Genomic DNA, 22,108 nt, shown 5'->3' on the forward strand with positions numbered 1-22,108 from the left:
GCCGTTCTCCCGCGTGTTTATTTGTTTACCCGGCGCAGTTCATCGATGATGAACAGGGCCGCGCCGATGCAGATGGCGCTGTCGGCGATATTGAAAGCGGGGAAATGGCCCCAGCTTTTCCAGTGGAAGTCGAGGAAGTCGACCACGTGGCCGTACATCAGGCGGTCGATGGCGTTGCCCAGCGCACCGCCGAGTATCAGCGCCAGGGCCCAGCAGAACATGCGCTGGCCCGCGTGCTTTTTCAGCAGATAGATGATGTAGATGGCGGCCGCCAGGGCGATGCCGGTGAAGAAATAGCGCTGCCAGCCACCCTGGTCGGACAGGAAACTGAACGCGGCGCCCTTGTTATACGCGAGCACCAGGTTGAAATACGAGGTGATGACCATCTCTTGCGCATAGCGGAAGGTCTTCAGGATCGTGATCTTGGTGATCTGGTCGAACAGGATGACGATGGCGGCAATGCCCAGCCAGGGCACGAGCGACGCCGACGATGACGATTTCGATGAAAAACGGTTTTTAGTGGCCATATTTTTCCAGGGAAGATAAAGCCGCCGCTGCCCTTGCAGGCAGCGGCGGTGGGAGCGGGGCGGGAGTCATCCAGCCCCGGCTTGCTGTTTTAGGCGAAGCGGCGTTTCTCGCCCGCGCCAAACAGATTGCTGACGCAGCGGCCGCACAGGGTAGCATGCGCGGCGTCCGTGCCCACGTCCGCACGGTAGTGCCAGCAGCGCTCGCACTTCGGCGCCGTCGATGCGGCCACGACCACTTCTTCTGCCGCTTCGTCGGCTACTTCAGCCACGCTTGCCTGCGAGGTGATGAAGACGAACTTCAAGTCCTCGCCCAGGCTGGTGAGCAGCTTGTACTTCATCGGCGCGGCCTTGATCGTCAGTTCCGCCTGCAGCGAGGAGCCGATGGCGCCCGAGGTGCGCAAGTCTTCCAGCTGTTTCGTCACGTCCGTGCGCACGGCGCGCAGGGCCGTGTATTTCTCCAGCAGGCCGGCCGCGTCCGACACTTCCGGCAGCTGCCACCAGGTTTGCGTGAAGATGGTTTCATCGCTGGCGGCATACGCTTCGCTTCCTGCGAAGACGGCCCACGCTTCTTCTGCCGTGAACGACAGGGCCGGGGCCATCAGGCGCAGCAGGCTTTGCGTGATGTGCCACAGGGCCGTCTGCGCCGAACGGCGCGCGTGCGACGTCAGGCCCGAGGTGTACAGACGGTCCTTCAGGATGTCCAGGTAGAAGCCGCCCAGGTCTTCCGAGCAGTACGTCTGCAGCTTCGAGACGACCGGGTGGAATTCGTAGCGCACGTAGTTGTTCTCGATCTGCGTTTGCAGCGATGCCATGTTGGCCAGCGCATAGCGGTCGATTTCGAACATTTCCGCCACCGGCACGGCATCCGTGGCCGGATTGAAGTCCGACGTATTGGCCAGCAGGAAGCGCAGGGTGTTGCGGATGCGGCGGTACGATTCCGTCACGCGTTTCAGGATCTCGTCGGAGATCGACAGCTCGCCCGTGTAGTCGGTCGAGGCGATCCACAGGCGCAGGATGTCCGCGCCCAGGGTGTCCGAGATCTTTTGCGGCGCCAGGGTATTGCCCAGCGACTTCGACATCTTCTTGCCTTCGCCATCGACCGTGAAGCCGTGCGTCAGCAGGGCTTTATACGGTGGGCGGCCGTTCAGCATCGACGACACGAGCAGGGACGAGTGGAACCAGCCGCGATGCTGGTCCGAGCCTTCCAGGTACAGGTCGGCCGGGAATTGCAGCTGCGTCGAATGCGAACCGTGGCCTTGCGGGCCGCCCAGCACCGTCTGGTGCGTGGCGCCGGAATCGAACCACACGTCCAGGGTATCTTTGTTTTTCGCGTAGATGGCCGCTTCGTCGCCGATCAGGTCTTTCAGATCGAGCGCCTGCCATGCCTCGATGCCGTCCTTTTCGATCAGCTTGGCCACTTGCTCCAGCAGTTCCGGCGTGCGCGGATGCAGGTCGCCCGTTTCCTTGTGCACGATGAAGGCCATCGGCACGCCCCACTGGCGTTGGCGCGACAGGGTCCAGTCAGGACGGTTGGCGATCATGCCGTGCAGGCGCGCCTGGCCCCAGTCCGGGAAGAATTCGGTATCGGCGATGCCTTTCAGGGCCGTCTCGCGCAGGGTCGCGCCACCGTCTTTTGGCGTCACGTCCATGCCGGCGAACCACTGCGAGGTGGCGCGGTAGATGATCGGCGTTTTATGGCGCCAGCAATGCATGTAGCTGTGGTCGAACATCTTGACTTCGAACAGCGCGCCCGCTTCACGCAGGGCGTTGCAGATCGGCTTCGACGCTTCCCAGATGGTCATGCCGCCGAACAGGGGCAGGGTCGAGGCGAACTTGCCGTCGCCCATGACGGGTTTGATGATGTCGTCGTCCTTCATGCCGTGCGCCTTGCACGAGATGAAGTCGTCCAGGCCGTAGGCCGGCGCCGAGTGCACCACGCCCGTGCCGCTTTCCGTAGTCACGTATTCGGCCAGGTACAAGGGCGACAGGCGGTCATAGAAAGCGTCGCTCGCATGCAGCGGGTGGCGGAAGCTGATGCCGGCCAAGGCCGCGCCGTCGCAGGTGGCGATCGTCGTGCCCTCGAGCTTGAAGCGCGCCAGGCTGGCCACGACCAGGTCTTGCGCCAGGATCAGCAGCAATGGCTGGCCATCGCGCTCGGTCTTCACCAGCGCGTATTTGACTTCCGGGTGTACGTTCAGCGCCTGGTTCGACGGGATGGTCCATGGCGTCGTGGTCCAGATGACGATGAAACCGTTATCGGTCGGCAGCGATGGCAGGCCGAAGGCGGCCGCCAGTTTGGCCGGCTCGGCGAACTTGAACCCCACGTCGATGGCGGGATCGCGTTTTTCCGCGTATTCCACTTCCGCCTCGGCCAGGGCCGACTGGCAGTCGAAGCACCAGTTGACGGGTTTCAGGCCGCGGTACACATAACCTTTTTCCAGCAGCTTGCCCAGCGCGCGCAATTCGTCCGCTTCATTGCCGTGCGCCATCGTCAAATACGGGTTGTCCCACTCGCCCAGCACGCCCAGGCGGATGAAATCCTTCTTCTGGCGCTCGACCTGCACGTTGGCGTAGGCGCGCGCCTTTTCCAGCACTTCGGCCGTCGGCAGGTTCTTGCCGTGCAGTTTTTCGATCTGGATCTCGATCGGCATGCCGTGGCAATCCCAGCCCGGTACATACGGCGCGTCGAAGCCGGCCAGCGAGCGCGACTTGACGACCATGTCCTTGAGGATCTTGTTGACGGCGTGGCCCAGGTGGATGTCGCCATTCGCGTACGGCGGGCCGTCATGCAGGATGAATTTTGGACGGCCGGCGGCAGCCTTGCGCACGCGCTCGTAGATTTTCTTGTCTTGCCATTGCTGTACCCATTGCGGCTCGCGCTTGGCCATGTCGCCGCGCATCGGGAACGGGGTTTCCGTCATGTTGACCGGGTATTTGCTTTCAGGCTTCTTGTTCTGCTTGGGCGTGGCTGGCTTGTTTTGATCGGACATAATCTTCTTTAATGATATTGAATGGTTTGCGGCGGCAGGAGCCGCCAGTCGGCGGAGTTGGCCGGCGTCAAATTCGGTCGGTGGCGGTAATGGCGCCGCTGCGCTGCTCGAAGTAGGCGCGCGCCTGGTTCGAGTCGCGCTCGATGGCGGCCGTCAGGGTGGGCAAGTCGTCGTACTTTTCTTCGTCGCGCAGCTTTTCCAGGAATTCCACGCGTACCAGCTTGCCGTAGCAGGACTGGGCGAAATCGAACAGATGCACCTCCAGCAAGACGCGGCCGCTGTCGTCGACTGTGGGGCGCACGCCCAGGCTGGCCACGGCGGGCAGCGGTGCCGGTCCCAGGCCGTGCACTTGCACGATGAAGATGCCGGACAGGGCGGGGCGGTGCGCCACGCGCAGGTTCAGGGTGGGGAAACCGAGGGTGCGGCCCAGCTTCTGGCCGTGGATGACGTGGCCGGAAATGGCGTACGGATGGCCGAGGAGCTGCGTGGCCAGCGGGAAATCGCCGGCGGCCAGGGCCAGCCGCACGGCCGACGAGGAGATGCGCGTGCTGCCATTCATCACCGTCGGTAAAGTTTCTACGTGGAAACCGTATTGGCGGCCCGCTTCCTGCAGCATGGCGACGTCGCCGGCGCGCCGGGCGCCATAGCAGAAGTCGTCGCCGACCATCAGCCATTTCACGTGCAAGCCGTCGACGAGGACTTTTTCCGTGAATTCCTGCGGCGTCAAGGCGGCGAACTGGGCGCTGAAGTGCTCGACGACGACACGGTCGATGCCGGCGTCGTCCAGCGACTGCAGCTTGTCGCGCAGGTTGGCGATGCGCTGCGGCGCCTTCGACAGGTCGCCCGCGCGCTGCGCGAAGAACTCGCGCGGGTGCGGCTCGAACGTCATCACGGCCGCTTCGATGCCGAGTTCGGTTGCAGCTTCGCGCACGCGCGCCAGCAAGGCCTGATGGCCGATGTGGACACCGTCAAAATTGCCGATGGTCAGAGCGCAAGGCGCTCGTGCCTGGGCATTGGGAAGTCCGCGGAATACCTTCATAGGAATCTGATGAAAAACTGTGCCAAAAGGGGGATTATACGGACTGTTTCAGGGATGCACACCCGGCAGGGCGGGCGCAGGGGCAATTTCCCTGCTGAAATGATAAAAAGCGTTGCCGGCAAGGGTGCCGGCAACGCTTTAGATTTGACTCAATGCACTCTCAACGTCGAAGCCAAGCGTAGCGAGCGGCAGCGATTTGTGGCCGAGAAGCGCAACCGTACTGTAGTACGGTGAGCATCACAGGCTGCAAAGCGCGACGCGCAGTAGCTTGGCTTCGATGTCAATTACTTGTTCATCAATGCCCAGTAACGGGCCAGGTCAGCCGCGCCATCCGTGCCCTTGACGGCTTTCAGCGCGGTCGATGCGTTGGATTTCTTGCCGGCGTGGATGTAGGCGATGCCCAGATGCAGCTTGGCTTCTTCCGGATACTTGGCGGTGCCCATTTTCACGGCGTCATTCATCAGGCCCAGGCCTTTGTCGGCCTGGCCATCGTAGACCAGGGCGAAGCCCAGCTTGCTCAAGCTGTCGGCGTCCTTGTTCTTGACGTATTCCGCTTCCGACTTGGCGGCATTGGCCTTCAGGTCAGCCTGGGTTTTCAGGGCCAGGTCTTTCAGGCGCTGGTGACGGGCGGCATCGGTGCCGGTGCCCAGCACGCCTTTTTTGTAGCCCTGCTCGATGATGGCCAATGCTTCGCCAGGATTGCCTGCTTGCAGGGCCAGCTGGCTGATTTCCATGTATTCGGATGGCTTGGTGAACAGGCCGTTGGCCAGGCGCAGGCGCTGGACGTCCAGGCCCAGGCGCTGCGAGAAGCCAGGTTTGCCGGAAACGCGGTTCAGCAGATCGGCCCAGTAGCTGGTTTTCGGATAGCTCGATGCCAGTTTTTCCAGGGTGGCGACATAGCCGGCCTTGTCGTTCTGTTTCAACTGGATGTTGGCCAGCATTTGCAGGCTCGCTTCCGAGTTGCCGCCGCGCGATTGCAGTTCCTTCGCCGCTTCGGCGTAGTTGCCGCTGACGTAGTAGGTCTGGATCAGCAGTTCGCGCATCTGTGGATCTTCGCGGTCTTTCAGCGAGCGTTTGATCCAGGTGATGGTGTTCGGCCAGTCCTTGGCGCGGTAGTACATGCCTGCCAGCGCTTGCGTGAATTTGGGGGCTTCGGCGGCGCTCAGGCGGCCGGAATTGATGACGGCTTCAAACGCCTTGATGGCGGTGCCGTTGTCGCCGGCGGCGGCAGCGGCCGAGGCGCGCACGCGCTCGATCTGGTAGCTTTCAAAGGCGGTCTTGCCGCCGACGCTGTCAGCTTCGCGCAGCTTGGCCAGCGCTTCCTTGTTTTTGCCGCTGCTAGCGAGTTTTTGCGCTTCTTGCAGTGGCTTGCCCACTTCGGCACGCACGGTGTCCGCGGCGTATGCCAGCGAGCCCAGGCCGATTACGGGAGTTGCTGCGGTAAAACCGATAGCGGCCATGACGAGGCCGAGATGAGCGAGACGAAACTTGGACATAAGAAAGTCTTTCAGTAAAAAGCGAATAGGCAGGAAGTCCTGCCTATTCGGATGTAAAGAGAACCTGATTGCTGCAGCTTACTGGAATTGCTCGTTGCCGACCAGACCGATTTTGGTCACGCCCAGACGCTGCGCCGACGCCATCACACCGGCGACGACTTTGTATTCCACCAGCTTGTTCGGACGCAGATGCACTTCCGGCTGGTCTGCTTGCGCAGCGACGTTGCTCAGCTTGGCTTCCAGCGAAGCGCGGTCAGGAACGACCTGATTGTCCCACAAGATCGTACCGTCAAAATCGACATCGATCGTGACGACCACTGGTTCGGTTGTCGGTGGCGGCGGGGTGCCGACCGGCATGTTCAAGTTCACCGAGTGGTTTTGCTTAGGAATCGTGATGATCAACATGATAATCAGCACCAGCATCACATCGATGAGGGGCGTCATGTTCAGTTCCATCATTGGTTCCGGATCCGCGCCTGGAGCGCTTCCCGAACCGACATTCATACTCATAGTGTTTCCTTTAAGAAGTCCAACGAAGCACCGGGCGAAACTGCCGCCCGGTCAGCTTCCGGCAGTGGCGCGCCCATGTTGCAGGGGCGCCGCTGCCAGTTGCTATCAGCCCTTGTCAGGTGGTTCGGTGATGAAACCGACCTTCTGGATCCCGGCACGTTGGGTCGTGTAAATAACCCGGCCGACCGATTCGTAGCGTGTTTCTTGGTCGCCACGAACGTGTACTTCCGGCTGCGGTACTTTCACTGCTTCAACTTTCAGATAATCGAACAGTTCGCTCGTATCTTTCAGTTTCTTCTGGCCCAGATAAATCTCGCCATCCTTGTTGACAACGATGTTGACGTTTTCTGGCTTGCTTTGAAGGGCTTGGTTGGCCTCAATCGGCAAAGTGATTTGCTGCAATTTGAGGACGACCGGACTGGTGATCAAGAAAATGATCAGCAAAACCAACATGATGTCGACGAGCGGCGTCGTGTTGATTTCTGACATTACTTGATCTTCATCTCCGCTGTCGGAGCCGACGGACATCGACATGATTCTTATCCGATCTTTTTAGCGCCGGCAGCACGGCCAGCTTCGCTGGTCGACATTGCGCCGGAGATCAGTACCGAGTGAACGTCGGCGCTGAACGAGCGTACGTCTTCCATTGCGGTTTTGTTACGACGCACCAGCCAGTTGTAACCCAGAACGGCAGGAACGGCGACCAGCAGACCGAAAGCGGTCATGATCAGTGCTTCACCAACTGGACCTGCAACTTTATCGATCGAAGCGTTACCGGTCATGCCGATGTTGGTCAGCGCGCCATAAATACCCCAAACGGTACCGAACAGACCGATAAACGGTGCGGTCGAACCAACGGTTGCCAGGAACGACAGGCCATCTTGCAGACGCGATTGGACTTTGTCCGAAGCGCGCTGGATCGACATCGTCACCCAGGTCGACAGGTCGATTTGTTCCAGCAGGGCGCCGTCATGGTGAGCCGTTGCCTTGGTGCCCGATTCAGCGATGAAGCGGAATGGCGAGCCTTCGGTCAGCGTTGCCGAACCAGCAGCGATCGAAGGTGCTTTCCAGAATTTGGCAGCGGTTTCTTTAGCTTGCTTGAAGATCTTCATTTGATCCATCAGCTTGGTGATGATGATGTACCAGCTGCCGATCGACATGATGGCCAGGATGATCAGGGTGGCGCGTGGCACGAAGCCGCCGTCCCACACTGCTTGCAGGCCGAACGGGTTGTGGACTTCTTCGGTTTTGGCTGGAGCTGCTGCGTCAGCGGCTGGAGCTGCTGCATCTGCTGCTGGAGCTGCTGCATCAGCAGCTGGTGCTGGTGCTGCTGCAGCGTCTGCCGCTGGAGCCGTAGCTGCTGCCGATGCTGGCGCGTCAGCGAATGCCGGAGCTGCTACCAGAGCGGTAGTAGCGGTAACGGACAACAGAACCGCGGCAAAAAATGCGGACAAACGGGTATTCTTAAACATGCTTCCTCCAAAATTAAAAATAACAGATCGCTGAACGTAATGACAACGAAATCATAGTGTGAGACAGGGGATAACTGCCTCGGGTTTTAATCCAGCGACCAAACGTATTGCATTTGCTGCCAGCCTTGTTCCGGCTTGCCGTCTACTGTTGCCGGCTTAAATGTACAGCGGCTGATACCTTGCACCGCGGCTTTGTCCAGGTCTCTGAAGCCGCTGGACTTCACGATCTTCGAATCAGCGACCTTGCCGTCTACACCGATCAGGAACGACAGTGTCACCACACCGGTTTCCTCATTGCGCTGCGACGACTTTGGATAAGCCGGCTTTTCGCAGACACTGAAGTCAACCACGGCCGGCGTACGCACCGATTTGGCTGGTCCAGGAGTTGGCGCAGGCTGTGCAGGCGGTGCTGGCGGTGCCAATACATTCGTGGCTGGCTTCACAGCAGTCGTATTTGCAATCACGTTTTGCTGTGGTGGCGGCTGCTGCACGTTCACCTCGACTGGCGGAATGAATGGCGGCGGTGGCGCTTTCATTTCTGGCGGCGGTGGTGGCGGTGGAAGATCCTTCGGTGGAGGCGGTTTGACTTCCTCGATAATCTTGGTTTCAACCGGTTCCATCATTTTGGTGACCAACCGCTTGCCCAAGCCCGTCACGATCCCGTAAGCCGCGAGAACGTGCAGCAGGACAACGATAGTGATGCCTGTGTAGTTCTTGGGACTTTTCTCGTTCGAAAAATTCATGCCTGCTTTCTCCAAATACCATCTCTTGTCTTGCAACTGAACCCCAAAATGACGACACAAAGCTCCAGCCGTATCCGGGACGTCGCCGAATTATACATACGAATTCTTTATTTTACACAGATTTTTAACGCCTAAAACCGGTTAAATTTTTGGCGCTTTTGCGCCCTGAAAACGTACTTGCTTATGTCATCTTTGCACGCTTTCGGACAGAAAAAAAGGCGGTCTTATCGGTTTTTTACAGCCGTTTTGGGCTACCACTGCTAAGTTCTCCGATGTGCCCATATGGCGGAATTATATTTCGTGATATTCAATATGGAAACCGCTAAATTTGGAGGAAAATCTTTCCTTTTGGAAATGTTTTGACTCGGAACCAGACCACTTAGCGGCGTGCGCGCACCAAACGGGTGCGGAAGCCACTTCACCCAGGTCAAAAAAGGCGGTCCTGGCGGCCCATTTGAGGCCGCCAGGCCATACTGAATTCCTATGTAGGCATAGGAAACGCTTATATTCTTGCCATTAATTATTATCAATAAATCATTTCATGGCCTGACAACGGGGTCATCGCGCCGGTTGCGTTTTTCCCGTCGGCAATTCAGGGTGCCCAGGACGACGCCTTGCGGGTCGACCGTATCGAGGTGGACATCGAAGCCCCACAGCCGCGCCACGTGCTTGAGCACCTCGGCCGCCTGCTGGTTCAGCGGGCGGCGCTGGAATTGCGTGTGGCGCAGGGTCAATGCGCGGTCGTCGCGCGTATTGACGGACCAGACCTGGATGTTCGGCTCACGGTTGCCCAGGTTGTACTGCTCGGCCAGCTGCTGGCGCACGTAGCGGTAGCCGGCATCGTCATGGATGGCGGAAATGGCCAGCTTTTCATTCTTGTCGTCGTCGAGCACGGCAAAGAAATGGAATTCGCGGATCAGCCGCGGCGACAGATACTGGGCGATGAAGCTTTCATCCTTGAAATTGCGCATGGCAAAGTCCAGGCTCTTGCGCCAGTCGCTGCCTGCCATGTCGGGGAACCAGGCGCGGTCTTCGTCCGTCGGGTGCTCGCAGATACGGCGGATGTCGCTCATCATGGCAAAACCCAGCGCATACGGATTGATGCCGCTGTAATACGGGCTGTCGATGGGCGGCTGGTAGACGACGTTGGTATGGCTTTTGAGAAACTCCATCATGAAGCCGTCGCCCACCACGCCTTCGTCGTAGAGCTGGTTCAATATCGTGTAGTGCCAGAAGGTGGCCCAGCCCTCGTTCATGACCTGGGTTTGGCGCTGCGGATAGAAATACTGGGAAATCTTGCGCACGATGCGCACCATCTCGCGCTGCCACGGTTCCAGCAGCGGCGCATACTTCTCGATGAAGTACAGCAGGTTTTCCTCGGGTTCGGGCGGAAAGCGGGGGGCGGCCTTGCGCTGGTCGTCCTCGTCCTCGTCTTCGTCGCGCCGGGGCAGGGTGCGCCACAGCTGGTTGATCTGCGACTGCACATAGGCTTCGCGCTCTTTCTGGCGCGCATATTCCTTCGCCATCGACAGTTTCGCCGGGCGCTTGTAGCGGTCCACGCCATAGTTCTGGATGGCGTGGCACGAGTCGAGCAGCAATTCCACGGCATCGACGCCATGGCGCTGTTCGCATTCGGCGATGTAATTCTTGGCAAACACCATATAGTCGATGATGGCGTCCGCATCCGTCCAGGCGCGGAACAGGTAATTGCCCTTGAAGAAGGAATTGTGCCCGTACGCCGCATGCGCGATCACCAGCGACTGCATGGTCAGGCTGTTTTCCTCCATTAAATAGGCGATGCACGGGTTCGAGTTGATGACGATCTCGTAGGCCAGGCCCATCTGGCCTCGCTTGTAGCTTTTCTCGGTAGACAGAAAGTGCTTGCCGAACGACCAATGGTTGTATGAGACGGGCATGCCCACCGAGGTGTAGGCATCCATCATCTGCTCGGCCGTGATGATTTCCAGCTGGTTCGGATACGTGTCGAGGCCAAACTGTTTCGCCACCCGGCGGATTTCCTCGTGGATTTGCTCGATCAGCTCGAATGTCCATTCCGACTGCTCGGGCAGGGCGTTCGGGTGGCGCAGGCGCACGAACGGTTCGCCCGGAGTATTGCTGGCGCGGTCAAAGGCTGCACTCATCATTTCACCTGTTTCTTGAACAGTTCGCGGAAGACCGGGTAGATATCGGCCGGCGTGACGATCTTTTGCATGGCGAAATGGGCGTGATGGTCGAGCACGCCCGCATATTGCTCCCACAGGTTTTGCTGCGGGCCGTCGGTGATCTCGACATAGGTGTAGTACTGCACCTTGGGCATGATGGTATTGATCAGCAACTGGCGGCACAGCATGGAATCGTTGTCCCAGTTGTCGCCGTCGGACGCCTGCGCTACATAGCTGTTCCATTGCCCGGCGCCATAGCGCTCGTCGATGATGGTGTTGAGCAAGTGCAGCGCGGACGACACGACGGTGCCGCCCGACTCGCGCGAATTGAAGAATTCATGCTCGTCCACTTCGGCCGCCGCCGTATGGTGGCGGATGAAGACCACCTCGATCTTGTCGTAGACGCGCTTGAGGAACAGATACAAGAGGATGAAGAAGCGCTTGGCCGTGTCCTTGCGCGACTCGTCCATGGAGCCGGAGACGTCCATGATACAGAACATGACGGCTTGCGTCATCGGTTTGGGTACCTTGATGCGGTTGCTGTAGCGCAAGTCGAACGGATCGATGAAGGGAATGGCCAGCAGGCGCGTGTGCAGGTGGTGGATCAGGCGGCGCAGTTCCGTGACGAGCGAGTCGCTGTCGGGCGCCCCTTCGTGCAGCAGTGTCGCCAGCTCTTCCTCGGCCTGCGCCAGCTGCTTGCGGGCGCCGCCGCCGACGGCGATGCGCCGCCCCAGCGCGCCGCGCAAGGAGCGCAGCACGTGGATGTTCGATGGCGTGCCCGACATATTGTAGCCGGCGCGCTGGTTCTTGAATTCCGTGGTGGCCGTCAGCTGGGTTTTCACCATGTGCGGCAATTCCAGGTCTTCGAAGAAATAATTCATGAATTCTTCGCGCGACAATTCGAAGATGAAATCGTCTTCCGTCGTCTCGTCGCTATTGCCCGCCTTGCCCCGCCCGCCGCCACCGCCGCCTTTCGGCCGGGCGATCTGGTCGCCTTTCAGGTATTCCTTGTTGCCGGGATTGACCACTTCCCATACGCCGCCATGCGCGTGGCCAAACGACGGTTCGCCCACGTCCTTGACGGGGATGCTGACCTTCTCGCCATTCTCGACGTCCGTGATCGAGCGCCCCTTGATGGCGCGCCCCACGGCATCCTTGATCTGGCCCTTGTAACGCCGCAGGAAACGCTCGCGGTTGACGGCGGATTTATTCTTGCTTTGCAAGCGCCTGTCGATAAGGTATGTCAAAGGGTGCCTCCTTGCCTCTCGTCCTGCGCGTCCCGTCAGTTGCCGGGAGGGAGCGCGCCTCCGCTGTCCGCGCTATGACGACTTGCGTACGCGCAAGTACCATTCGCATAACAGGCGTACCTGCTTGGCCGTATAGCCTTTTTCCACCATGCGGGCCACGAAGTCGGCGTGCTTGTTGGCATCGTCGGCGCTGGCCTTGGCATTGAAGGAAATCACGGGCAGCAATTCCTCCGTATTCGAGAACATTTTCTTTTCTATCACGGTGCGGAACTTTTCATAACTGGTCCAGGCGGGATTCTTGCCGCCATTCGAGGCCCGTGCCCGCAAGCCGAAGTTGACGATTTCGTTGCGGAAATCCTTCGGATTGGAAATGCCCGCCGGCTTCTCGATCTTTTCCAGTTCATTGTTCAGCGACTCGCGATCAAAACTTTCGCCCGTGTCCGGATCGCGGTATTCCTGGTCCTGTATCCAGAAATCGGCAAACGTCACGTAGCGGTCGAAAATATTCTGCCCGTATTCCGAATAGCTTTCCAGGTAAGCCGTCTGGATCTCCTTGCCGATGAATTCCACATAGCGCTGCGCCAGGTGCTCTTTAATATACGAGAAGTAGCGCTGCTCGAGTTCCGGCGCGAACTGCTCGCGCTCGACCTGCTGTTCCAGTACATATAATAGATGCACGGGATTGGCGGCCACTTCGGAATTGTCAAAGTTGAACACCTTTGACAGGATCTTGAAGGCAAAGCGCGTCGACAGGCCGTTCATGCCCTCGTCCACGCCCGCGTAATCGACGTATTCGTGCATGGACTTGGCTTTCGGGTCCGTATCCTTGAGGTTTTCGCCATCGTAGACGAGCATCTTCGAAAAGATGCTCGAGTTTTCGGGGTCTTTCAGGCGCGACAGGATGGCGAACTGCGCCATCATGCGCAAGGTGCCGGGCGCGCACGGGGCCTTGACGAGCGAGGAATTGGCCACCAGCTTGTCGTAGATCTTGATTTCATCGGACACGCGCAGGCAATACGGCACCTTGACTATATAGATACGGTCAAGAAACGCCTCGTTGTTGCGGTTGTTCTTGAACGTCTTCCATTCCGACTCGTTCGAGTGCGCGAGGATGATGCCGTCGAACGGAATCGCGCCGAAACCTTCCGTGCCCTTGTAATTGCCCTCCTGCGTGGCCGTCAGCAAGGGGTGCAAGACCTTGATCGGCGCCTTGAACATTTCCACGAATTCCATCAAGCCCTGGTTGGCCAGGCACAGGCCGCCCGAATAGCTGTAGGCGTCCGGGTCGTCCTGGGCGTAATCTTCCAGCTTGCGGATGTCGACCTTGCCCACCAGCGAGGAAATATCCTGGTTGTTCTCGTCGCCCGGCTCCGTTTTCGAGATGGCGATCTGTTTCAGCACGGATGGATAGCGCTTGACGACGCGGAACTGGTTGATATCGCCATTGTATTCATGCAGGCGTTTCACGGCCCACGGGCTGGGGATGTTGCGCAGGTAGCGGCGCGGGATGCCGTAATCCTCTTCCAGGATGGTGCCGTCCTCTTCCTCGTTGAACAGGCCCAGTGGCGATTCATTGACGGGCGAGCCTTTCAGGCAATAGAAGGGCACGTGTTCCATCAGCGACTTGAGTTTTTCCGCGATGGACGATTTGCCGCCGCCGACAGGCCCCAGCAAGTACAGGATCTGCTTGCGTTCTTCCAGCCCTTGCGCCGCGTGGCGGAAATACGAAACGACTTGCTCGATCACTTCCTCGGTGCCGTAGAATTCGCGGAAGGCGGGATAGATCTTGATCACCTTGTTGGCGAAGATGCGCGACAAGCGCGTGTCGTTGCGCGTGTCAACCAGTTGCGGCTCGCCGATGGCGGCCAGCATGCGTTCGGGCGCGCTGGCATACGTCAGCTTGTCCTTCTTGCACAGGGCCAGGTATTCGGTGAGCGACATTTCCTCTTCGCGGGTGCGCTCGTAGCGTGCTGCATAGTTATCAAAAATGGTCATGTCAATGTCCTTTAATGTAAACCTGAACTGCCAGTCACCATGGCCGCCCGCCTGGCACTCGCCTGGGCTTGCCGTCTGAATTTTTTCTGTACCCCGTACCGATTTTTATTGTTGTTTCAAGCCCGGCTGTCTTTGCGAGTCCGGATTGCCCGGACCAAAAAACTGGCGCTTGATGCCGTGCGCTGACGTGGCCAGCCGGCTTATTTTTTCACTGTTGATAGCGCTTGTTGCACTTACCTTTACCCGATGAAATTAATTATTGCTCTAAAGGATCAGGAAGTCAAAAGATATGTCAGCATATCCTTAATACTTGTTTGTAAATTGTTGATTTAATTGGATAAATCATCAAATTTTTCCTCGATTTCAATGAACCTTTGTAGACCTTTTAAACCATCATACGACAATTCGCCAGCGCGTGCCGATGCCGGCCGTGGCGCTGCCGCAACTGGCGCCATGGCGGGCGGGCGCCGGTGAGGCCGGCCATCTTGCGCTAAGATGCCTGCATGTCTGATGGCCCTGCGCGCCGCGCGTGCGCGTGCGCGAGCCAGCATTTTAATCGTCACCCTATAAGGAACACCCATGATGCACCCCCAATTGCGCGCGATCGTCCGCGGCATGCCGAAGGCCGAACTGCATATCCATATCGAAGGCTCGCTGGAGCCGGAACTGATTTTCGCACTGGCAGCGCGCAATGGCGTGCCGCTTGGCTATGAATCCGTGGAACACTTGCGCAGCGCCTATGCTTTTACGGATTTGCAGTCTTTTCTCGACATTTATTACGCTGGCGCAAGCGTGCTCTTGAAAGAGCAGGATTTCTACGACATGACGCAAGCCTACCTGCAGCGCGCCGAGGCCGATAAGGTCTTGCACACGGAAATCTTCTTCGACCCGCAAACCCACACGGCGCGCGGCGTGGCCATGGCCGACGTGATCAACGGCATCCACCGCGCCTGCCAGGACAGCCCCGTCAGCGCGGCCCTGATCCTGTGCTTCCTGCGCCACCTGAGCGAGGAAGAAGCGTTCGAGACGCTGGAAGACGCCTTGCCGCACCGCGACAAATTCATCGGCATCGGCCTCGACTCGTCGGAAGTGGGCAACCCGCCCGAGAAATTCTCGCGCGTGTTCGCCCGTTGCCGCGAACTGGGCCTGCACCTGGTGGCCCACGCGGGCGAGGAAGGTCCGCCAGCCTACATCCGCACGGCGCTCGACGACTTGCAGGTCGAACGCATCGACCATGGCGTGCGCTGCCTGGAAGACGCGGAACTGACGGCCCGTTTGGCGCGCGAACAGATCGCCCTGACCGTCTGCCCGCTGTCGAACACCAAGCTGCGCGTGTTCGACCAGATGCATGACCATAACCTCGTGCAACTGCTCGACGCCGGCCTGCTGGTAACGGTGAACTCGGACGATCCCGCGTATTTCGGCGGCTACATGAACGACAATTTCGACGCCATCTTCGACGCCTTGCCACTGGGCCTGTCGCACGCGCATCGCCTGGCGCGCAACGGTTTCATCGCCGCCTTCCTGCCGCAGGCGCAGAAAGACGCCTTCCTCGCCACTGTCGATGCGTATTTCGCCCAGCACGCGGCCGCCCACGGCATCGCGCAATAACGCATCACAACCAACTCGCATAAAGACCCGCCGCCCATGTTCCGCCTTTCCCTGAAAATGACCGGCCGCGACTGGCGCGCCGGGCAACTGCGTTTCCTACTCGTCGCGCTGATCGTCGCCGTGGCGGCCCTGTCGGCCGTCGGCTTCTTCGTCGACCGCCTGCGCGCGGGCCTGAACCGCGATGCGCACCAGCTGCTGGGGGCCGATCTCGTCATCAACGCCGACCAGCCCGTCAATGCGGCGTGGCGCGCCGAGGCGCAACAGCGCGGCTTTATCCTGGCCGATACGGTGACGTTTCCCAGCATGGCGCAGGCGGGCGAGGGCGAGCAGTCGCTGTCGCAGCTGGCGTCCATCAAGGCCGTCTCGCCCGGCTACCCGCAGAGGGGCAAGCTGAAAATCACGACCACACTGAGCGAAGCGCAGGATGCCGTGGGACGTCCCACGGACCAGGTGCCGGCACCCGGCACCCTGTGGGTCGATGCGGCGATTCTGTCCAGCCTGAATGCGAAGCTGGGCGACACCCTGACCCTGGGTGACAAGGCATTTACCGTCACGCAACTGATCGCCAGCGAACCGGACCGCGGCGCTTCCTTTTTGAACTTCGCCCCGAGAGTCATGTTACCTTTGGGCGACCTGGCCGCCACGGCGCTGGTGCAGAACGGCTCGCGCGTGTCGTACCGGCTGCTGCTGTCGGCGCCACCGGCCAAGGCGGCCGAGCTTGCGCAATATCAAGCCAGGCTGGAAAGCCAGATCAAGACGCAGGCCATCAAGGGCGTGCGCATCGAATCGCTGGAATCAGGCAGCCCGCAGATGCAGTCGACCCTGGACCGCGCCGACCGTTTTCTTTCCCTCGTCGGCTTGCTGTCGGCCATGCTGGCGGCTGTCGCCGTGGCCATGGCCGCGCGCCGCTTCATGCTGCGCCACCTGGACGCATGCGCCATGCTGCGCTGCCTGGGCTTGACGCAAAACCAGGTCACGGCCATGTACGTGATCGAATTCCTGCTCGTCGGCCTGGCCGGCAGCGTCGTCGGCGTTGCCGTCGGTTTCGGCGGCCACCTGGTGCTGCTGGAGTTATTGGGAAAACTGGTGCAGAACGACTTGCCGCCCGTGTCCATGCTGCCCGCGCTGCAAGGCGTGGCCACCGGCATGCTGCTCTTGCTGGGCTTTGCCCTGCCGCCGATTTTGCAGTTGCGCAATGTCCCGCACAACCGCGTGATCCGCCGCGAGCAGGAGCCGCCGCAGGCGCTGGCCGTGGCCACGTATGGCCTGGGCATCGCCGCCTTCGTCGTGCTGCTGTTGTGGCAGGCGGGCGACGTGAAACTGGCGCTGCTGACGGCGGCCGGTTTCCTCGGCGGCTTTGCCCTGTTCGCGCTGGCCGGCTGGCTGGGCATCAAGTCGCTGAAAACCCTGCGCGGCGTTTTCAACCACCAGGGCTGGCGCTTTGCCGTCACGTCCTTGCAGCGTCGCCCGGGCGCCACCGTCATCCAGGTCGTGTCGCTGGCCCTGGGCTTGATGGCCTTGCTGCTGCTGACGGTGGTGCGCGGCGACCTGATGGTGGCCTGGCGCAACGCCACGCCGCCGGACGCGCCGAACCGTTTCATGATCAATATCCTGCCCGAACAGAAAGAGCAGATCGCCGCGCGCCTGGCGCAAGCGGGCGTGGCCAACGCGCCTTTGTATCCGATGATACGCGGGCGCCTGGTGGCCGTGAACGGCAACGCGATCACGGAAACCACCTACGAGGATGACCGCGCCAAGGGCCTGGCCGACCGCGAATTCAACTTGTCGACGATGGCCACCATGCAGGAAGAAAACAAACTGGTGGCCGGCAAGTGGTTTGCCAATACGCCCGGCGCGCCAGCCGAAGCGTCGGTGGAGGAGGGCATCGCCAAGACCCTGAAACTGAAACTGGGCGACAAGCTGCGCTTCGACATCGCCGGCCAGCCCGTCGAAGCGGCGATCACGAGTTTGCGCAAGCTGGAATGGGGTTCGATGCGCGTCAATTTCTTTGTCATCATCAATCCGGCCGCCATGGCGGACACGCCGCAAACGTGGATCACGGCCTTCCACTTGCCGGCCGCGCAGGCGGACCTGGGCAACGCCTTGCTGCGCGACTACCCGAACCTGACGGTGGTCGACGTGGGCGGCGTGCTCAAACAGATTCAGGGCGTGCTGGACCAGGTGGTGACGGCCGTCGAATTCCTCTTCGCCTTCACTTTGGCGTCGGGCTTGCTGGTGCTGTATGCGGCCCTGATGGGGTCGCAGGACGAGCGCACGCGCGAAGCGGGCTTGCTGCGCGCCTTGGGCGCCACGCGGCGCCAGCTGGCGCAGGCGCAGCTGATCGAGTTTTCGCTCGTCGGCGCGCTGGCCGGCTTGCTGGCGGCATCGGGCGCGGCCGCCATGGGCTGGGCCCTGGCCACGTACCAGTTCAAATTCGCCTGGAGCTTCGCGCCCGGCGTGTGGGCGTTCGGCCTGCTGGCCGGCGCCTTGTGCGCGATCGCCGGCGGATGGCTGGGCTTGCGCAACGTGCTCAAACATCCGCCGCTGCAAACCCTGCGTGAGGGCTAATTTGCCAGCTACGCGCTGACGCTGTCGCCCGCGCCCGCGCGCAAAAACTGCGCATAGGACATGACCGGTTGCCCCAGCTGGTGCGCCGGCACGTCGAACAGGGCCCAGAAATACGTCACGCTGCCCAGGCAGATGGTGGGCGAGGCGCAGTAGCGGAACCAGTTCTCGCCGATCTGCGCCGCGTACATGCCGTCGCTGTCGGCGTCGGAAAAGTAGGGAATCACGCGCATTTCCAGCAGCGCCAGCAGCAAGGATTCGGGCGCGTCGCTGTCGCGCGCCATTTCGTATTGCGTGTGCAGGCTGCGTTCCGTCTCGATGATCATCAGCTTGGCGTGGCCGTCGCGCGTGAAAAACAGGATGCCGCTGGGATTGGGAAAAATATAGTATTCGACAAAGCCATGTCGCTGGCACAGCTCGTGCACGACGGCGGCCAGCGCCTCGTCTTGCAGAAAACTGTAGTCGTGCAGCATCAGCAAGTCGCGCACGGTGTCCGTTTGTTGCAGGAAGAATTCGCGCTGCAGGGCATGGATTTCCTGTTCCAGGATGTCGAGCGCATCGTCGTCGCTTTTCTTGATGTAGCGGTCGATCAAGCCCCGGTTGAAGGCCGTCACGGCCACTTTTTCATCGGCCGCCCCTGTAAATAAAATCTTCTTGCACGGCAGGTCGCGCACGGCCTGGCAAAATTCCAGGCCATTCATCTGCGGCATCGAATAATCGACCACCAGCACGGAGGGCACGGCAAAGCGCTGCGCCTGGCCGCTGATGCGCCAGATGCGTTCGATGTCGAGCGCCACGTTGTACTGGTCGGGTGGCAGGTTTTGTGTGTCGAAGTTCACGTGCAGCGGCGTTTCGCCCGGTTGCGCGCTCTGGCGCAGCCAGTGCAGGGCGCTGCTGGTGTCGTGGAAAGTCTTGCGCGCCAGGCCGGGATCGAGCTGGAACGCCAGGCTTTTCAGGAAGGAATCGCTGTCGTCGATCAGTACGGTCAGGGTCGGATGGGTGTAGACGGGCAGTTGCATGCGTCACCTCGCGCGGTGGATGGATGGAAAACGGTTGTGCGTGGGCACGGGCAGGGGCTGGGGAAATTCCAGCACGAAGATGGCGTAGGCGCCTTCGCGCGCGACGCAGCGGATGCGCGCTTGCCAGGCTTGCATGATTTGCCGGCACAGGGCCAGGCCGATGCCGCTGCCGTTGTGCGAGGGATACGAATAGAAGCGGTCGAAGATCAGCGGCAGGCGGCTGGTGGCGATGCCGCAGCCCGTATCGATGAACAGCAGGCGTGGCACGGGATGGGCGCCATCGATGATGATGCGCACGCGGCCCTTGCCGGCGCGGTGGATGCTTTTCAAGGCATTGCGCAGCAGGTTCAGCAGGATCACCACGCACAGCTCCGACTGGCCGGGAAACGTGAAATCGGCACGCACGTCGACCTTGACGATGTCGCGCTGGGCCGTGCTGGTAAACGGATAGCGGCGCAGCACGGCCGCCACGCTGTCGTGCATGGCCACCGCTTCGTTCGCTTCGAGCTTGCGGTTGACGGCGCTGGCGCTGAGCAGGAACAGATCGATCATGTGGTGCATATGGCGCACTTCGAACTGGATGCGCGCCAGCGCTTCCAGGCTGGCCGCGTCGGGCGGCTGGTCTTGCAGGTTTTGCTGTAGCCCGCGCTGCAGCCCGCGCACGTTCGCCTCGACGCTGACGAGGGGCGTGCGCAATTCGTGCGCCACGCTGCCCAGGCCAGCCGCCAGTCCGGCCAGTTTCTCTTGCGCGCCCACGTTGCGCCCCACCTTGACCACGGACAGCACGGCAATCGTGAACCAGTGCACGGGCAATTGCTGCAAGACGTCGCCGCTGAGCAGGAAGGCGGGATCGCCGGCCACGGCAAACGCCAGGCAGGCCAGCAGGGTGCCGCTCAGGTAGGCCAGTATGGCGATGCGCGTATCGAAGTGAAACAGCACGACCAGCGCTACCAGCAGCGAATGCGCCCACATGGTCGAGGCATGGTTCATCAGGAACATGTACGTGAAAAAAAACGGCAGTTCGAAGGTCAGCCCCAGGAACAGGTAGACGCTGAACCAGGTATTGCTGAAGCGGTCGGGCCATAGCGCGGGCAGGAACAGCAGTGCGGCCACGATGCGCAGCAGCGGCGATTCGTATTCCTGCGGAAAGAAATAATGCCACAGCGCGTAGTACAGCGGCATGCCCAGCGCTCCGATGAGCGCCAGCGTACGCACCTGGGCGCGCCGCACAGGCGTGTGTTCGATGGCGTCGTGGAAATGCAGGAAAGGCTGGAGCAGCTTGCCTTGCCATCGTTTTCCGGAAGGGGACTGCGCATGCATCATGGTAAGGGGGCGTGTTTGTTGAAGCGTGTCAATGCAACATGATCGGCGGGTTCCCTCTATATCAGCAGGATATCAGCATAACTGTTGAGTTGTATCAAACTCTTGCCGGATGGCTCGCGCATGTTGGACGCGGTAGTTCCCCCGCAACCAATCAGGAGTTCCTATGTTAAACGCCATTTCCCCTCTGTCGTCCCGCGACGTCCACGCCGAACAACGGATGCCCGCCTTTGTGCGCGCGCGCATGGATGAACATTACGTCGAGCGCATCGAGAAGCTGCTTGGCGGCCAGCATTTGCATGAATGGCAAGCCATGCCGGTCAGTGCGGTCATGCTGGCAGGTAATGATTACCTGAACATCGCCGGCGAGGCGGCGCTGCTGGCGGCCCAGGCGCGCGTCTTGCAGGGCGGCGGCGCCATGCTGATGTCGTCCGTCTTCCTGCAGGAAGGCAGCCGCCAGCACCGCCTCGAACAAAAATTCGCGGACTATCTGGGCAGCGAAGCGTGCGTGCTGGCGCAATCGGGCTGGGCCGCCAACGTGGGCTTGCTGCAAAGCCTGGCCGGGCCCGGCATCCCCGTGTACCTCGACATGCAGGCCCATGCTTCGCTGTGGGAGGGCGTGCAATCGGCGCAAGCCGTGCCTGTTGCTTTTCTGCACAACGATGGCGCCCACCTGCAGCGCCAGATCGACAAGCATGGCCCCGGCATCATCATCGTCGATGCGCTGTACAGCACGAATGGCAGCGTGGCGCCGCTGCTGGAGATGGTGGAAATCGCCGAGCGCAGCGGCAGCATGCTGATCGTCGACGAGTCGCACTCGCTGGGTACGCACGGCCCGCAGGGCGCGGGGCTGGTGGTGGAGCTGGGCCTGGGCGAGCGCGTGCATTTCCGCACGGCGTCGCTGGCAAAGGCGTTTGCGGGCCGGGCCGGGCTGATCACCTGTTCGGCCCGTTTCAAGGGATATTTTTTGTCCGCTTCGCGGCCCGCCATCTTCAGCTCCTGCCTGCTCGGGCACGAGCTGGCGTGGTTCGACGCGGCGCTCGACTTCATCCGCGCCGCCGATGGCCGCCGCGCCGCGCTGCATCGCCACAGCGTGCAACTGCGCCAGGGGCTGATGGATCTGGGCTACAACGTCAGCGACGGCACCGAGCAGATCATCGCGCTGGAGGCGGGCACCGAGCCCGATACCCTGATCCTGCGCAAGGCGCTGGAACGGCACGGCATCTACGGCGCCGTGTTCTGCGCGCCGGCCACGCCGAAGAACCGCTCGCTGGTGCGCCTGACCCTGAATGCGGGCTTGCGCGAGGACGAGTGCGCCAGGGTGCTGGCCGCCTGCGCCGCCATCCGCGACGAGACGGGCATGGCGCGCTGGCCATCGACGCGGCGCCTGCGCAAGCTGGCGCTGGTGTAGA

The 22,108-nt window shown here is 60.7% G+C and carries 17 protein-coding genes; 4 read left to right on the plus strand and 13 right to left on the minus strand.

Annotated elements, in window-relative coordinates; genetic code table 11:
- Positions 1 to 17 precede the first annotated feature (17 nt).
- The 3 genes from lspA to ACQ4WO_RS03220 form a co-directional block, all read right to left on the minus strand.
- A complete protein-coding gene (gene lspA / locus ACQ4WO_RS03210) occupies positions 18 to 527 on the minus strand; it encodes a signal peptidase II (protein WP_034754175.1) in 510 nt (169 codons plus the stop codon).
- An 89-nt stretch (positions 528 to 616) separates the two neighbouring features.
- Entirely contained in the window at positions 617 to 3,517 is a 2,901-nt protein-coding gene (ileS, locus tag ACQ4WO_RS03215) for an isoleucine--tRNA ligase (protein ID WP_436480202.1), read from the minus strand.
- Between the two features lie 67 nt (positions 3,518 to 3,584).
- A complete protein-coding gene (locus ACQ4WO_RS03220; RefSeq protein WP_034754171.1) occupies positions 3,585 to 4,556 on the minus strand; it encodes a bifunctional riboflavin kinase/FAD synthetase in 972 nt (323 codons plus the stop codon).
- Here ACQ4WO_RS03220 and ACQ4WO_RS03225 point away from each other — a divergent pair.
- The gene (locus tag ACQ4WO_RS03225; RefSeq protein ID WP_436480648.1) at positions 4,467 to 4,790 is read left to right on the plus strand and encodes a hypothetical protein; all 324 of its coding nucleotides are present in this window, start codon (positions 4,467 to 4,469) and stop codon (positions 4,788 to 4,790) included. The two genes, ACQ4WO_RS03220 and ACQ4WO_RS03225, sit on opposite strands and share 90 nt — an antisense overlap.
- Positions 4,791 to 4,840: 50 nt before the next feature.
- On the opposite strand, the gene ACQ4WO_RS03230 is transcribed toward ACQ4WO_RS03225, so the two are convergent.
- The 8 genes from ACQ4WO_RS03230 to ACQ4WO_RS03265 form a co-directional block, all read right to left on the minus strand.
- Positions 4,841 to 6,052 (minus strand): tetratricopeptide repeat protein, encoded by a 1,212-nt coding sequence (locus ACQ4WO_RS03230; RefSeq protein ID WP_034754169.1) that lies wholly within the window; start codon positions 6,050 to 6,052, stop codon positions 4,841 to 4,843.
- Positions 6,053 to 6,130: 78 nt separating this feature from the next.
- A complete protein-coding gene (locus ACQ4WO_RS03235; protein ID WP_176741207.1) occupies positions 6,131 to 6,562 on the minus strand; it encodes an ExbD/TolR family protein in 432 nt (143 codons plus the stop codon).
- Positions 6,563 to 6,667: 105 nt separating this feature from the next.
- A complete protein-coding gene (locus ACQ4WO_RS03240) occupies positions 6,668 to 7,096 on the minus strand; it encodes an ExbD/TolR family protein (protein ID WP_436480204.1) in 429 nt (142 codons plus the stop codon).
- Positions 7,097 to 7,101: 5 nt separating this feature from the next.
- Positions 7,102 to 8,034: a MotA/TolQ/ExbB proton channel family protein gene (locus ACQ4WO_RS03245; protein WP_181878028.1), complete on the minus strand. Its 933-nt coding sequence runs from the start codon at positions 8,032 to 8,034 to the stop codon at positions 7,102 to 7,104.
- An 86-nt stretch (positions 8,035 to 8,120) separates the two neighbouring features.
- Positions 8,121 to 8,777, minus strand: a complete 657-nt coding sequence (locus ACQ4WO_RS03250) for an energy transducer TonB (protein WP_034754161.1) — start codon at positions 8,775 to 8,777, stop codon at positions 8,121 to 8,123.
- A 539-nt stretch (positions 8,778 to 9,316) separates the two neighbouring features.
- The gene (locus tag ACQ4WO_RS03255) at positions 9,317 to 10,918 is read right to left on the minus strand and encodes a SpoVR family protein (protein WP_046686270.1); all 1,602 of its coding nucleotides are present in this window, start codon (positions 10,916 to 10,918) and stop codon (positions 9,317 to 9,319) included.
- Positions 10,918 to 12,186 (minus strand): YeaH/YhbH family protein, encoded by a 1,269-nt coding sequence (locus ACQ4WO_RS03260; protein ID WP_436480205.1) that lies wholly within the window; start codon positions 12,184 to 12,186, stop codon positions 10,918 to 10,920. The genes ACQ4WO_RS03255 and ACQ4WO_RS03260 overlap by 1 nt, the downstream gene beginning before the upstream one ends.
- Before the next feature lie 72 nt (positions 12,187 to 12,258).
- Complete coding sequence (locus ACQ4WO_RS03265) at positions 12,259 to 14,181, minus strand: PrkA family serine protein kinase (RefSeq protein WP_034754154.1); 1,923 nt, start codon at positions 14,179 to 14,181, stop codon at positions 12,259 to 12,261.
- 579 nt (positions 14,182 to 14,760) lie between these two features.
- Here ACQ4WO_RS03265 and ACQ4WO_RS03270 point away from each other — a divergent pair.
- Both ACQ4WO_RS03270 and ACQ4WO_RS03275 read left to right on the plus strand, forming a co-directional pair.
- Positions 14,761 to 15,792: an adenosine deaminase gene (locus tag ACQ4WO_RS03270; RefSeq protein ID WP_436480206.1), complete on the plus strand. Its 1,032-nt coding sequence runs from the start codon at positions 14,761 to 14,763 to the stop codon at positions 15,790 to 15,792.
- 36 nt (positions 15,793 to 15,828) lie between these two features.
- Complete coding sequence (locus tag ACQ4WO_RS03275) at positions 15,829 to 18,360, plus strand: ABC transporter permease (RefSeq protein WP_436480207.1); 2,532 nt, start codon at positions 15,829 to 15,831, stop codon at positions 18,358 to 18,360.
- 8 nt (positions 18,361 to 18,368) lie between these two features.
- Here ACQ4WO_RS03275 and ACQ4WO_RS03280 read toward each other — a convergent pair whose 3' ends face one another.
- A complete protein-coding gene (locus tag ACQ4WO_RS03280) occupies positions 18,369 to 19,376 on the minus strand; it encodes a response regulator (protein ID WP_436480208.1) in 1,008 nt (335 codons plus the stop codon).
- 3 nt (positions 19,377 to 19,379) lie between these two features.
- The gene (locus ACQ4WO_RS03285) at positions 19,380 to 20,699 is read right to left on the minus strand and encodes a sensor histidine kinase (protein ID WP_436480209.1); all 1,320 of its coding nucleotides are present in this window, start codon (positions 20,697 to 20,699) and stop codon (positions 19,380 to 19,382) included.
- A 163-nt stretch (positions 20,700 to 20,862) separates the two neighbouring features.
- Here ACQ4WO_RS03285 and cqsA point away from each other — a divergent pair, with 163 nt between their 5' ends.
- Positions 20,863 to 22,107, plus strand: a complete 1,245-nt coding sequence (gene cqsA / locus ACQ4WO_RS03290) for an alpha-hydroxyketone-type quorum-sensing autoinducer synthase (RefSeq protein ID WP_436480210.1) — start codon at positions 20,863 to 20,865, stop codon at positions 22,105 to 22,107.
- Position 22,108: the final 1 nt, after the last annotated feature.

It is taken from the genome of Janthinobacterium aestuarii (genome assembly GCF_051380835.1).
GTDB classification, from domain to species: domain Bacteria; phylum Pseudomonadota; class Gammaproteobacteria; order Burkholderiales; family Burkholderiaceae_D; genus Janthinobacterium; species Janthinobacterium aestuarii.

Excerpts from the sequence above, each read along its gene's own strand:
- lspA (WP_034754175.1), bottom strand. The coding sequence starts at position 527 with ATGGCCACTAAAAACCGTTTTTCATCGAAATCGTCATCGTCGGCGTCG.
- ileS (WP_436480202.1), bottom strand. The coding sequence starts at position 3,517 with ATGTCCGATCAAAACAAGCCAGCCACGCCCAAGCAGAACAAGAAGCCT.
- ACQ4WO_RS03225 (WP_436480648.1), top strand. The coding sequence starts at position 4,467 with ATGGCCGATGTGGACACCGTCAAAATTGCCGATGGTCAGAGCGCAAGG.
- ACQ4WO_RS03220 (WP_034754171.1), bottom strand. The coding sequence starts at position 4,556 with ATGAAGGTATTCCGCGGACTTCCCAATGCCCAGGCACGAGCGCCTTGC.
- ACQ4WO_RS03230 (WP_034754169.1), bottom strand. The coding sequence starts at position 6,052 with ATGTCCAAGTTTCGTCTCGCTCATCTCGGCCTCGTCATGGCCGCTATC.
- ACQ4WO_RS03235 (WP_176741207.1), bottom strand. The coding sequence starts at position 6,562 with ATGAGTATGAATGTCGGTTCGGGAAGCGCTCCAGGCGCGGATCCGGAA.
- ACQ4WO_RS03240 (WP_436480204.1), bottom strand. The coding sequence starts at position 7,096 with ATGTCGATGTCCGTCGGCTCCGACAGCGGAGATGAAGATCAAGTAATG.
- ACQ4WO_RS03245 (WP_181878028.1), bottom strand. The coding sequence starts at position 8,034 with ATGTTTAAGAATACCCGTTTGTCCGCATTTTTTGCCGCGGTTCTGTTG.
- ACQ4WO_RS03250 (WP_034754161.1), bottom strand. The coding sequence starts at position 8,777 with ATGAATTTTTCGAACGAGAAAAGTCCCAAGAACTACACAGGCATCACT.
- ACQ4WO_RS03255 (WP_046686270.1), bottom strand. The coding sequence starts at position 10,918 with ATGAGTGCAGCCTTTGACCGCGCCAGCAATACTCCGGGCGAACCGTTC.
- ACQ4WO_RS03265 (WP_034754154.1), bottom strand. The coding sequence starts at position 14,181 with ATGACCATTTTTGATAACTATGCAGCACGCTACGAGCGCACCCGCGAA.
- ACQ4WO_RS03270 (WP_436480206.1), top strand. The coding sequence starts at position 14,761 with ATGATGCACCCCCAATTGCGCGCGATCGTCCGCGGCATGCCGAAGGCC.
- ACQ4WO_RS03275 (WP_436480207.1), top strand. The coding sequence starts at position 15,829 with ATGTTCCGCCTTTCCCTGAAAATGACCGGCCGCGACTGGCGCGCCGGG.
- ACQ4WO_RS03280 (WP_436480208.1), bottom strand. The coding sequence starts at position 19,376 with ATGCAACTGCCCGTCTACACCCATCCGACCCTGACCGTACTGATCGAC.
- ACQ4WO_RS03285 (WP_436480209.1), bottom strand. The coding sequence starts at position 20,699 with ATGATGCATGCGCAGTCCCCTTCCGGAAAACGATGGCAAGGCAAGCTG.
- cqsA (WP_436480210.1), top strand. The coding sequence starts at position 20,863 with ATGTTAAACGCCATTTCCCCTCTGTCGTCCCGCGACGTCCACGCCGAA.